The sequence below is a fragment of the Pseudoduganella lurida genome (assembly GCF_007830455.1).
Taxonomy (GTDB): Bacteria; Pseudomonadota; Gammaproteobacteria; order Burkholderiales; family Burkholderiaceae_D; genus Rugamonas; species Rugamonas lurida.
In genome coordinates this window covers 938,958-951,494 of sequence record NZ_VLLB01000001.1, presented here as the reverse complement: position 1 = coordinate 951,494, position 12,537 = coordinate 938,958, and the positions used below count along the sequence as shown (strand labels likewise).

9 protein-coding genes are annotated in these 12,537 nt (G+C 69.1%); 6 read left to right on the top strand and 3 right to left on the bottom strand.

What is annotated here, in order from left to right; translation table 11 throughout:
- Nucleotides 1-96 precede the first annotated feature (96 nt).
- Entirely contained in the window at nucleotides 97-1,095 is a 999-nt protein-coding gene (locus IP91_RS04130; protein WP_145647478.1) for a pectinesterase family protein, read from the bottom strand.
- Between the two features lie 307 nt (nucleotides 1,096-1,402).
- Between IP91_RS04130 and IP91_RS04125 the strand changes: the two genes are divergently transcribed.
- From IP91_RS04125 to IP91_RS04100, 6 genes are all read left to right on the top strand, one after another.
- The gene (locus IP91_RS04125) at nucleotides 1,403-1,741 is read left to right on the top strand and encodes a UxaA family hydrolase (RefSeq protein ID WP_145647477.1); all 339 of its coding nucleotides are present in this window, start codon (nucleotides 1,403-1,405) and stop codon (nucleotides 1,739-1,741) included.
- The gene (locus IP91_RS04120; protein WP_145647476.1) at nucleotides 1,738-2,967 is read left to right on the top strand and encodes a UxaA family hydrolase; all 1,230 of its coding nucleotides are present in this window, start codon (nucleotides 1,738-1,740) and stop codon (nucleotides 2,965-2,967) included. The genes IP91_RS04125 and IP91_RS04120 overlap by 4 nt, the downstream gene beginning before the upstream one ends.
- The gene (locus IP91_RS04115) at nucleotides 2,968-4,020 is read left to right on the top strand and encodes an aldo/keto reductase (protein WP_145647475.1); all 1,053 of its coding nucleotides are present in this window, start codon (nucleotides 2,968-2,970) and stop codon (nucleotides 4,018-4,020) included.
- A gap of 146 nt (nucleotides 4,021-4,166) precedes the next feature.
- Nucleotides 4,167-5,030, top strand: a complete 864-nt coding sequence (locus IP91_RS04110) for a fumarylacetoacetate hydrolase family protein (protein ID WP_145647474.1) — start codon at nucleotides 4,167-4,169, stop codon at nucleotides 5,028-5,030.
- A 108-nt stretch (nucleotides 5,031-5,138) separates the two neighbouring features.
- Nucleotides 5,139-6,473: an L-fucose:H+ symporter permease gene (gene fucP, locus IP91_RS04105; RefSeq protein ID WP_145647473.1), complete on the top strand. Its 1,335-nt coding sequence runs from the start codon at nucleotides 5,139-5,141 to the stop codon at nucleotides 6,471-6,473.
- Between the two features lies 1 nt (nucleotide 6,474).
- Complete coding sequence (locus tag IP91_RS04100) at nucleotides 6,475-7,239, top strand: SDR family NAD(P)-dependent oxidoreductase (protein WP_145647472.1); 765 nt, start codon at nucleotides 6,475-6,477, stop codon at nucleotides 7,237-7,239.
- On the opposite strand, the gene IP91_RS04095 is transcribed toward IP91_RS04100, so the two are convergent.
- On the bottom strand, nucleotides 7,230-8,885 hold the full coding sequence (locus tag IP91_RS04095; RefSeq protein ID WP_145647471.1) for a di-heme oxidoredictase family protein: 1,656 nt from the start codon (nucleotides 8,883-8,885) through the stop codon (nucleotides 7,230-7,232). The two genes, IP91_RS04100 and IP91_RS04095, sit on opposite strands and share 10 nt — an antisense overlap.
- An 11-nt stretch (nucleotides 8,886-8,896) precedes the next feature.
- Nucleotides 8,897-12,535 carry a carboxypeptidase regulatory-like domain-containing protein gene (locus IP91_RS04090; protein ID WP_145647470.1) on the bottom strand — a complete coding sequence of 1,213 codons (3,639 nt, stop codon included), beginning with the start codon at nucleotides 12,533-12,535 and terminating at the stop codon, nucleotides 8,897-8,899.
- Between the last annotated feature and the right edge of the window lie 2 nt (nucleotides 12,536-12,537).

Below are 12,537 nucleotides of genomic sequence, written 5' to 3'. Positions count from 1 at the left end.
TTATTTTTTTACGAAGGCGACGGGCGTGACGGTGCCAACCGCGTTCGGCGTGCCGGTGAAGCTGTGTGAAACGGGAGGCCCGCGGCGCGGGCGGGACTACTCGGGACGCCAGTGGTCGCTGCCGCCCAGGATGCTGGCCACCGTGAGCTGGCGCGCTTCCGCCTCGCCCAGCTGCTTCGACCATGCCACCCGTTGCTCCGGATTAGCGCCCGGGCCCGTGCTGTGGTATTCGGCGTAGCGGGCGGTCTTCTCGTTGTCCGCCTTGCCCCAGTTGTTCCAGCCTTCGGGGCGGATGTGCGCATCCATCTGCGTGTCGATGAAGGTCACGCTGCCGTACGGGCGCCACGGCCGGCCGAGGTAGGCAAGGGCGCTGGGAGCCTTGGACGGTGCCTTGGCGTCCGGGTCCACCCAGGGCGTGGGGTCGCCCGTCAGGCGGCTGTTCAGGAACACGAAGCCGTACGGTCGGTCGGGCGGCGTGCTGGCGGCCGTGACGTAGCCGCCGTTCTTGCTGTGGATGCGGCAGCGGTCGAACACGGCGGTGGCGCTGCCGTAGATGAAGTCGACGCGGCCTTCGATGTACGTGTCGCGGAAGTAGTGGCGGCCGTTGTTCAGCATGACCGTATCCTGCCAGCCCAGCAGGCGGCTGTTGGTGACCACGGCGCGGTCGCCGTCGATGCGCAGCGCGAGGGCCTGGCCATGGTCGCCCGAGGTGTTGCGGAAGGTGAGCCTGTCGGCCCTGAAGTCATCCGCGAGGATCACCAGGGCGGTGCCCTTGTGGCGTGGATCGGTGCCGGCCGGCTGCTCCTCGTTGGTATTCACGTGCCAGGTGAGGATGGTCGTCTCGGCCGCTTCGCCCTGCAGCGTGACGTTGCGCTTGTCCTTGCCGAGGATCTTCTGGCCGTCGTACACGCCCGGTTTGACCAGGATGACGGTGCGCTCGGTGCTGTTGTCCGGCACGGCGGCAAAGGCTTCCTGCACCGTGCGCACGTCGCCGCTGCCATCGGCCGCGACGGTGATCCTGCGTTCCTTCGCTTCCGTGCTGCCAGGCAGCAGGAAGCAGGCAGCGGCCAGCAGCGTGGCGGCGGTGGTCTTCATGTCTCTCTCCATGTCAGGCGACTGCCTGTTCTCGTTTTGCTGTCCGGTGTGATGCATGCCGGACGGATGGCATGCTCACGGCCATTCTATGTAAATTGGTCTGGCCAAATCATTGCGTTCTTTTCCAAATGGCTTACGAAATTCACTAGCTGCGCACACCGATCGCTCAAGCTGCTGAGTGCTTGGCGAAGCGCCGATAAAATCGTTGACGGTACTGTATATATTTCGTACAGTGTGCTGCAAGATACCCCAAGATGCCGCACCACGGCACGATTTTTTTGCCCGCCCGACGAGCCGGAGACAATGCATGCCCACCGATGAAGCGCCCGCGGCGCCGCGCCTGCTGCTGATGGCGCCGGAAGACAACTGCCTGATCGCCCGCCTGCCGCTGGCGGCCGGCGAGACGCTGGCGATCGACGGCGCGGACGTCACGCTGCCGGAAGCCGTCCCGCTCGGCTACAAGGTGGCGCGCGTGCCGCTCTCGACCGGCACAAAGGTACTGCGCTATGGCGCGATCATCGGCACCGTGACGGCGCCGGTGGCGCAGGGCGCCGTGCTGCACACGCATAATCTCGTCAGCGACTACATCCCCACCTACACGCTGGCCGGCGACGGCCATGCCTTCATCGGAACCAGACATCCATGACGCCGACGCCCGATCCGACGCTGCCCGCGCTGAGCGGCTACCCCCGCGCCGATGGCCGCAAGGGCATCCGCAATCTCGTGGCCGTGGTGTACACGGTGGAGTGCGCGCATCACGTGGCACGCATGGTCGTCAACAGCTTCCCGGGCCAGCCCGTGCACCTGATCGGCTTCCCCGGCTGCTATCCGAATGACTACGCGGACCGCGTGATGAAGCAGCTCGTCACGCATCCGAACGTGGGCGCCGTGCTGGTCGTGGGCCTGGGCTGCGAGAGCTTCGACCGGCGCGGCCTGGCCGATGCGGTCGATGCCAGCGGCCGGCCCGTGCACGCCATCACCATCCAGGAGAACCGCGGCACGCGCACCAGCGTGGCGTCCGGCGTGGAGTGGGTGCGCTGGGCCCTGGAGGCGATCGCCGCGCAGCCGCGCGTGCCGATGGGGATCGAGGAGCTGATCGTGGCCACCATCTGCGGCGGCTCGGACAGCACCAGCGGCATCACGGCCAACCCGGCCGTCGGCGTGGCGTTCGACCGGCTGGTCGCCGGCGGCGCGGCCTGCATCTTCGAGGAGACGGGCGAACTGGTGGGCTGCGAATTCCACATGAAGCGGCGCGCCGCCACCCCGGCACTGGGCGACGCCATCGTGCGCTGCGTGGACAAGGCCGCGCGCTATTACACGGTGCTGGGCCACGGCAGCTTCGCACCCGGCAATGCCGATGGCGGGCTGACGACCCAGGAAGAAAAATCGCTGGGCGCGTATGCGAAAAGCGGCGCGTCGCCGATCGTCGGCATCCTCAAGCCGGGCGACCGGCCGCAGGTGGGCGGGCTGTACCTGCTGGACGTGGTGCCCGATGGCGAAGTGCGCTTCGGCTTCCCCAACATTTCGGACAACGCGGAGATCGTCGAACTGCTGTCCTGCGGCGCGCATGTGACGCTGTTCACCACGGGCCGCGGCTCGGTGGTGGGCTCGGCGCTGGCGCCCGTGATCAAGGTATGCGCCAATCCCGCCACCTATGAACGGCTGGCGGAGGACATGGATGTCAACGCCGGCCGGATCCTGACCGGGGAAGCGACGCTGCAGCAGGTGGGCGACGAGATCGTGGCGCTGGTGGCGCGCGTGGCCAACGGCGAAGAGACGTGTTCCGAGGCGCTGGGGCACCAGGAATTCATCCTTACCTATAAACAGTTCGAGCCTTCCGGGCCGGGCTGTTTTCCACTGCGGGCGGCCTAGATGGAGTCGATCGGCACACGGTCACTGGCACAGCGCGGCCTGTCGATGGGCTGCATGGGGCTGGGCTGCGCGCAGCTGGGCGGCCTGTACCAGCCGATGGCGGAGGAGGAGGCGCGTGCCATCGTCGATACGGCCTGGTCGCTCGGCATCCGCTATTTCGACACGGCGCCTTACTACGGCTACACGCTGTCGGAACGCCGGCTAGGTGCGGCGCTGCGGGACCGGGCGCGGGACGACTACGTGGTCAGCACGAAGGTGGGCCGGCTGATGGTGCCGGATGATACCGTCCAGCCGGGCGATTCGGGGTGGGCCGCGCCGCTGCCGTTCCGGCCGCAGTTCGACTATACGCATGACGGCATCCTGCGCTCGCACGAGGGCAGCCTGCAGCGCCTGGGACTGGACCGCATCGACATCCTGTACGTGCACGATATCGGCCGCGTCACGCATGGCGCGCGCCATGCGCACTACTGGCACCAGCTGACCGAAGGCGGCGGCTTCCGCGCCTTGCTGCGCCTGCGCGACGAAGGGGCCGTGCGCGCCATCGGCCTGGGCGTCAACGAATGGGAGGTGGTGGCCGATGCGCTGGACGTGTGCGACATCGACTGCGCACTGCTGGCCGGCCGCTATACGCTGCTGGAGCAGGGCGCGCTGGCGTTGCTGGACCACTGCGCGGCGCGCGGCGTGGGCATCGTCATCGGTGGCCCGTTCAACTCCGGCATCCTGGCCGGCGTGCGCAAGTTCGACTACGCGGACGCGCCGGACGCCGTCATCGCCCGTGCCGATGCGCTGGCCGCCGCCTGCCGCGACTTCGACGTGCCGCTGCCGGCCGCCGCGCTGCAGTTCCCGATGGCGCATCCGGCCGTCGTCTCCTGCATCCCCGGCGCCCAGAATCCCGAACAGCTGCGGCAAAACGCGGCGTGGTTTGCCGCACCGATTCCAGCCGATGTGTGGCAAGCCCTGGCCCGCGATGGCCTGATCGACCCGCATGCTCCGTTACCGTCGAGCTCGTGTCACATGCTGGGGTCAGGCGTAGTGACACGCACTCAGCCGTAGGCCATCTTGCCGGGAAAAGTGCTGCAGCAAAGAGGCGATTTCTGATGCAGCACGCTTACGGTAGAGCTCGTGTCACTACGCCTGACCCCATGGTGTGACACGAGCTGGACAGTAGAAAGAAATTGACATCAACCATCAAGGAAAACATGAAACTGCTGCGCTACGGCCCGAAGGGCGACGAGAAACCGGGGCTGCTGGATCCGGAAGGGATGGTGCGCGACCTGTCGGAAGTGATCGAGGACCTGACCTCCGCGCATCTCGGCAAGGCGACGCTGGCAAGGCTGGCGGCACTGGACTGGCGCACGTTGCCGGTCGCGCCGCCGGCAAGGATCGCGCCGATCGTGGCCGATACGGGCAAGCTGATTTGCGTGGGCCTGAATTATTCGGACCACGCGGCCGAATCGGGCATGGCCGTGCCGAACGAGCCGGTGCTGTTCATGAAGGCCAGCAGCGCGATCATCGGCTGCAACGATCCCGTCGTGCTGCCGCGCGATTCGGTGAAGAGCGACTGGGAAGTGGAGCTGGGCGTCGTCATCGGCGCGCGCGCCCGCTACGTGGAAGAGCATGAAGCGCTCGATTACGTGGCCGGGTATTGCGTGGTCAACGACCTGTCCGAGCGCGAATACCAGCTGGAGCGGGGCGGCACTTGGGACAAGGGCAAGGGCTGCGACACCTTCGGCCCGGTCGGCCCCTGGCTGGTGACGACGGACGACGTGCCCGACCCGCAGGATCTCGACATGTGGCTGGAGGTGAACGGCAAGCGCTACCAGCAGGGCAGCACGCGCACGATGGTATTCAATGTCGCGCAGCTGGTCAGCTACATCAGCCGCTTCATGACGCTGAACCCGGGCGACATCATCAGCACCGGCACGCCGCCCGGCGTGGGCCTGGGCCAGCGCCCCGATCCCGTCTACCTGCGCGCCGGCGATACGATGCGGCTGGGGATCGCCGGGCTGGGCGAACAGCGCCAGACCGTGCATGCCTGGGATCCGGAACTGATCGACGGCTAGCGCGCAGCACCGCGCGGGACGTATCATCGCCCCGCGCGCCACCATCGACGTGCAAACCAACACAGGCCGGCGCAATGTACGCGGGCCGCACATGGAGACTTTGCAGACATGGCCGACACGACGACCGGGCGTTCGACGAAATTCGCCTTCGTGATGATCACCTCGCTGTTTTTCCTGTGGGGCTTCGTGCACAACCTGGATCCGATCCTGATCCCGCACCTGCGCAAGTCCTTCCGCCTGACGGTGCTGCAGGCGGCGCTAGTCGATTCGGCCGTGTACATCGCCTACTTCGTGATGGCGCTGCCGGCCGGCCTGCTGATGCGACGCGCCGGCTACCGCATCACCATCATCACCGGCCTGCTGCTGTTCGGCGGCGGCTCGCTGCTGTTCCTGCCGGCCGCCGACACGCACCGCTACGCCATTTTCCTCGCGGCCCTGTTCATCATCGCCTGCGGCCTGTCGCTGCTGGAGACGGCCGCCAATCCGTATGCGGTGCTGCTGGGCCGCCCGGAGCGCGCCACGCAGCGCCTGAACCTGGCGCAGTCGTTCAACGGCCTGGCGCAGGCGCTGGCGCCGATCGTGGGCGCGCGCGTGATCCTCGTGCAGGGCGCCACGGACGAGCAGCTCCACGCCCTGTCGGACAGCGCCCGCACGGCGGTGCTGGCGGCGGAGGCGGCCAGCGTGAAGGGACCTTACACGGTGCTGGCGCTGGTGATCTTCGCCATCGCCGCCGTGTTCTATTTCACGCGGCTGCCGGAACCGGCGCAGCGCCGGAGCGCCAGCGAACCGGTGCGCACCGCCATCTGCCGCGCCTGGCGCAATGCCACCATCCGCCGCGCTGTCATCGCCCAGTTCTTCTACGTGGGCGCGCAGGTGTGCGTGTTCAGCTTCTTCATCCTGTTCGCCGCCACCACGGCAGGCCTGTCGCACATCGCTGCGGCCGATTACCTGGGCTGGGGCTGCGGCATCGCCTTCGTCGTCGGGCGCTTCGCCGGCACCTGCGCCATGAAGTACGTGACGCCGCCGCGGCTGCTACTGGCGTGCGCGCTGCTGTGCGCGGCCCTGAGCGCCGTGACGATGCTGGCCGGCGGCATGACCTCCGTGCTGGCGGCCGTCGGCATCGCCTTCTTCATGGCGATCATGTTCCCCACCATTTTCTCGCTGGGCATCCGCGATGCGGGCGCCAGCACGGAGATGGGCAGCAGCCTGCTGATCATGTCCATCGTCGGCGGCGCGCTGCTGCCGCTGGCGTTCGGCTTCGTCAGCGACGTCACGCACGATATCCGCTACGGCTACGGCGTGCCGCTGGCCTGCTTCCTCGTGGTGGCCTGGTTTGCCGGCACGGTGCTGGCGGGCGAGCGCACGGCGGCAGAGTCGGCTGCAAGATCGGCTGCAGAATCGGCCGCACCGGCCACCGAATCCCTCAACACAGGAGCTCTCTGACATGTTCGACCTGAACGGAAAGCGCGCCGTCGTCACGGGCGCAGGCAGCGGCATCGGCCGCGCCATTGCCACGCTGTTCGCGGCGCAGGGCGCACACGTGGCGGTGCTCGATATCGGCGAGGCGGCCGCGCGCGAGGTGGTGGAAGAAATCCGCGGCGCCGGCGGGCAAGCCACGGCACACGCCTGCAACGTCACGCGGCAGGCCGACGTGATCGCCACGTTCGACGCGATCGGCCCGATCGACATCCTCGTCAACAATGCCGGCATCGCCCACATCGGCAAGGCCGATACCACGGCGGAGGCGGACTTCGACCGCGTCATCGACGTGAACGTGAAAGGCGTCTATAACTGCCTGCACGCGGGCATTCCGGGGCTGCGCGCCAATGGCGGCGGCGTGATCGTCAACATGGCGTCCGTTGCCGCATGGGTGGGCGTCAGCGAGCGTTTCGCGTATTCCACGGCGAAGGGTGCGGTGATGGCGATGACGCTGTCGGTCGCGAAGGACTGCCTGGCGGACCGCATCCGCTGCAATTCGATCTCGCCGGGGCGCGTGCACACGCCGTTCGTCGATGGTTTCCTGGCGAAGAACTACGCGGGCCGCGAGGCCGAGATGTTCGAGAAGCTCTCGAAAACGCAGCCGATCGGCCGCATGGCCCGGCCGGACGAGGTGGCGAAGCTTGCGCTGTACCTGTGCAGCGACGACGCCGCGTTCATCACCGGCACGGATTATCCGATCGACGGCGGCTTCATCACGCTTCAGGGCTGAACGCCGCTCTTGCGGGAGTTGCCCGCCACTGCCCCGGCCGTGATCGTGCCCGCCTCCCGCAGCGGCTTGCGCGGCTGGTAGTGCTCGTCCACGACGAGGCTCGTCGTCCCCGGCGGCAGCACCTGCAGGGATTTGAGGAATTCGATCAGCGCCGCCTGGTCGTCCTTGTCCGCAGCCTGGAAGGCCTTGCGGGACGCCAGCGCCTCGCCGGCATGACCCAGCACCGCCTCGCGCATGGTGCTGTACAGGCCATGGTGGAAGTAGGGGCCGGAGTTGGCGATGCCCCACAGGCGCCGCGTCAGGAAGCGGCGGTTCCCGCCCAAAAACTTCGGCGCCCAGACCGGCCAGTTCATGTCCAGCGACTCGGCCGGCATCGGTTCGCTCGGGTCGGACACATCGTGCAGCTTGAAGTCCGTGTACGCGGGCACCAGCATCACCAGGTCGTCCGGATGCTGCGGCGCCAGGCGCGGCTGCGGCAGGGCCGGATCGTTCAGGTCAACGCGCACGGTTCTCGCATCGCCGGCGCGCAGGTTGCCGGCCGGGTTGAACGGCCCCGGCTCGCTGAACACCCAGCCGCTGCGCGACAGGGGCAGCGACGGCGTGTGGCACGCGGCGCAGCCGAATGCCGTGAAGTGGCGCTGGCCCAGCGCGATGGCGCGCGCGATCGTCGGATCGTTGGGGATCACCTGGCCCGGCACGGCCATCGTGGCCTGGAAGATCGAGGCGGCCGTCACGTCCGCGCGCGTCAGCTCGTTGCTGAAATGGTCGCCGTCGGGATCCGTGTTGGCGCCGAAGCGCTCGGTGGACTGGATGCCGTGGTGGTGGTTGAACGACGTGTTGGTGAAGTCGCGCAGCGAGATCGAGTTGCCGGCCTGGTGCCAGGGCCGCACCACCAGCGTGGGCGGATCGAGCGGCGTGGCCGTGATGAGGGACAGGCGCGGCAGGCCCGTCACGCCGCTCACATCCCATAAACCGTCGGCGCGGCGGGTGAGCTTGCCGAAGTCGATACCCTTCGCAATGAGCGGCCGCGTGTCGCCGCGCCGCATGCCGTCGCGGATGCGCTGCAGGTCGATGGTGATCTCGCGCGCCAGCATTTCGATGTAGCCGGCGCCGAACATGCCGGGCGTGTGGCGCGAATTGCCGATCGAGGCGAGCGTCACGGGCTGGCCGGCCTCGTCGACAGCGCCCCGCGTGGGCACCAGGTCGGCCCGCTCGAACGTGGCGAAATCGAAGCGCTGGCCCTGCACGAACACGTTGGCGACGAAATCGCCGCTGCCGCCCGGCACGCCGTAGGGCTGGTTGTGGCAGCCCATGCAGGAATTGGCATCGGGGCCGGAGATGCGGTTGAAGCCGCGCCCGCCCACCAGCGGCATCGACACGTCCGACAGGCCGCGGCCATTGCCTTTCGTGAGCGGGCGGCCGCCCCCTTCGCCATTGGTCCAGTTGGCGGTGAACACCCGCTTGCCGTGTTCCAGCAGGCGCTCCAGCGTAGCGGTGTATTCCTCGTCGTCCTGCATGTGGACGGGCAGGCCCAGCTCCAGGCCGATGGCGTTTTTCGGCAGCGACGCATCGATGATCAGGCTGGCAGCCGTGGCCCCCGCGGCCACCGTGGCCAGCACCATCGCTGCGGTGGTTTTCCAGTGCATGGCAGCCTCCGTCAATGCTTCTGCTTCGCTTCGGGCGACACGAGTTCCACCTGCAGCGTGGCGCCGCCGGCCGGTCCCGCGACCGCCACGCCCGTGCCGCGCGCCAGCATCACGCCGTTGCGGCGCACCTCCACGTTGATGCCGCCCGGCGGCACGCCCCACAGCGTGAAGCGGCCCTGGCCATCCGTATTGGCCATGCCGAGGTAGTGCGGGTTGCCCGACGACGTGACGCGCACCTCCGCATCGGCCAGCGTGACGCCGTTCAGCGGCGCGGTGGCGGCAGCCTGCACGGCGCGAGAGCGCAGCAGCGTGGACGCGGCCTGCTGCGTGGCGACCGTGGTGGCGCCGGCCACGCTGGCCACCGGCGGCGCGGGCGGCGGGAGCACCGTGCGCACCGCGTAGGCGCCGCCCGGCGCGGGCGTGAACACCACGAAGGCGCCGTCCAGGTCGAACGGACTGGCCGACGTGAAGTATTCGTAGACGGCGTTGCCGGCCGGGATGTCGAGGGTGGGCGTGGCGCTGAAGTCGACCTGCCGGAACGGCGCGTTCGGGCCGGGCGTGATGCCCGTGATGGCACCGCTGCGCAGCGCCGTGATGCCCTGGAAGCCGAACACGATGCGCCCGTCGCGGAACAGCTGGATCTGCAGCGTATTGCTGCCGCCTTCGCTGAACTGGCGCGTGCGGTCGTAGGTGACGACGAAGCGGTCGGCTAGCCGGTCGTTGATCCACACGCCTCCACCGCCGATCAGGTCGTCGAAGAAGGCGGCGATGCGGCGCAGGCTGGAGAACGCGGGCACGTCTTCCGTGTAGGTGGCGTCGCCGTGGCCGAACGTGATGTAGCCGTTGGTGCCCACATAGCCGGTGGTTTCGTTGACCCCGTAGAAGGGGAAGGCGAAGGGCAGCGTCCGCGGCGTGTAATCGTCGTCGCTGGTCGTCCAGAAGGTGCCGTAGTCCGTCTCGAAGCGCACGTCGATGACGGTGATCGTGCCCACGTCCGTGGCGCCGCCCGGCACCGGCGCGGTCGGGATGGAAGCGCCGTTGCGGGCGGTGCCGCCGGCCGGCGTCCAGGTGGCCTGCACCACCAGGTTGCCCAGCACGGTCGGCACGCCGCTGATCGTGAAGCGCCCGTCGCCCCCGGTGGTGGCGGTGCGCCCGCCCGGCGCGGTGACCAGGGCGCCCGCCAGCGGCGTGCCGTCCGCATCGGTCACCAGGCCCGTCACCTGCGTCAGCGGATCGGGCACCACGTTGACCGTTACCGAAGCGGCCGTTCCCTCGTTGCCGCCCAGGTCGCGCGCGATGGCGCCCAGCGCCAGGGTCGAGATCCCCGCCGGGACGGGGAAGGTGTACTGGTAGGGAGCGCTGGTGCTGGTGAACACGGGCTGGCCGCCGGCCAGGAAGCGCACGGCGGCGACCGTGATGTCGTCCTGCGCGTCGACCGTCACCGTCAGCGGCGCGCCTTCGTAGACCAGCGCGCCATTGGCCGGCGCGGTGATGCTGGCGGTGGGCGGCACGCCGGCCAGGTCGACGCGTGGCTGGTACTGGCCGATGTACAGGCGGCTGTCGCCGTTGCTGCCGCCCCGTTCCAGGTTGTTGCGGTCGGCCGCCAGGTAGATGTAGCTGTCGTCCGCCGCGATGCCCATGCCGTTGTCGTCGCGCGCGCTGAAGTTCAGGATCGTGCGCGGCTGCAGCTCGGCCGGATTGCTGATGTCGACGATCGGCACGCCGTTGACGAACACCACGTCCGCGCCCAGTGCGAAGTTCCCGGACAGGATCACGTTCGACAGCAGGCCGCCCAGCGACTGCGGCGTGCGCGACAGGATGGCCGGCGCGCCCAGGTCGGTGATGTCCACCGACGTCATGCTGCTGGCGTAGTCGGCGACGATCGCCGTGTTGCCGCGCAGGGCCACGCCCCGTGCGTCGCCGGTGGGTGCCGAACCGCGCAGCACGGGCGCGGACAGGTTGCTGACATCGACCAGCTTCAGGCCGCCGGCGCCCATCGCCACGGCGGCCAGGTTGCGGGTCGGGTCCAGGTCCAGGTTCCACGCCGTGCCGCCCAGGCTGATGGACCCGGCACCGATCATGGCGCCCGGGTTGGCCACGCTGACGATCGTCAGGCCGCCATTGGCTGCCACGTAGGCCGTGGTGCCACGCACTTTCACGCCCATCGCATTGCCGACCGCGGCAAAGGTGCCCAGCAGCCGCGGCGCGGCCGGATCGGTGATGTCCACCACCTTCAGCCCGCCCGTGGTGGCCAGGTAGGCGAGATTGCCGGCCAGCGTGATGTCATTGGCGCTGGCGTTCAGGTCGAGCGATGCGAGGATGGCCGGCGTGCGGCGGTCGGCACCGAGCGCCACGACCTGCAGGCCGCTGGCGCCGGCTGCCACGTAGGCGAAGTCGCCGCCCACCGCCACGCCGTTGGCCAGGCCGGGAATCGCCACGTACGACAGCGCGCCCGGCGCGAAGTCCTGCACCGTGCCCTGTACCGTCGCGCTGTGGCCGTTGTTGGTGACGGTGATCTCGCAGGTGCCGGCGCTGCTGGCGTACACGCGGCCGTCCGGCGAGCCGAAATTGCAGGAGGCGAGGTTGCTGCTGGCGTACCCCGTCTGGCGCGCCGTGCCGGTCAGGTCGATGTCCACGCCGTCGATCATCGTGCCGGTAACCGTCAGCTGCACGCTGGCGCTGCCGGTGAGCGAGTTGACGATGAGCGTGAAGCTGCCCGGCGTGACGCGCACCGTGCGCAGCGCGGCCGCGAAGTTCACGCTGGCGGGGTTGGCGGGATTGCTGCCGGTCGCGATCTCGGTGCCGTCGCGCACGCCGTCGCCGTCCGTGTCGGCCAGCAGGGGGCTGGTGCAGAAGCCGCGCGCGCAGTTCACTTCGTCGCCGTCGCGCAGGCCGTCGCCATCGCTGTCCGGGTTGCGCGGATCGCTGCCGGCGCGGTATTCGTCGAGCGCCGTGAGGCCGTCCCGGTCCTCGTCGAGCAGCGCGTCGGCCGCGTTGTTCGGGTTCATGCCGAGGCGCAGTTCCTCGTCGTCCGGAATGCCATCGCCATCGCTGTCGGCGCCGGCCAGCGCCACGCGCACCTGCGTGATGCCGGTGGTGCCTTCCTTCAGCGCCTGGATGACGACGGTGCCGCTGCGCACGGCCGTCACCAGGCCGCCGGCCGTGATCGTGGCAATGGCCGGGTTGCTGATGCTGTAGCTGGTGCCGCCCGCACTGACATCGGACTGGCTGCCGTCCGGATAGGTGGCCAGCGCCTGCACCTGGGTGGTGGCGCCGATGGTGGCCAGCACGGGCGCGGGCACGCTCACGGCGAGATGGGTGGGAATCGGCGTCGTCGGCCCGATCGTGATCGGCGGCAGCGTCACCGAGCCGTTTGCGGGGATGGTGAACTCGGCGGACTGGCCGTAGGTGGTGGCGCCGTTCTGCACGCAGGTGGCACGCGCGCGGATGCGGCCGAAGTTGGCCGGCAGGTTGGGCAGCACCCAGGTGCCGTCCGCCTTGGCCTGCACGTTGCGGTTCAGGACGCTGACGACGCAGTTTTCGTTCAGGCCGGCGGCGGCGGGGGCCGCGCCGGCACTGCCGGCGGCACCGGACAGCAGGATCGCACCCGCCAACAGCCGGGCCGGAAGACGGGGAAGGCGCAGGTTCATCG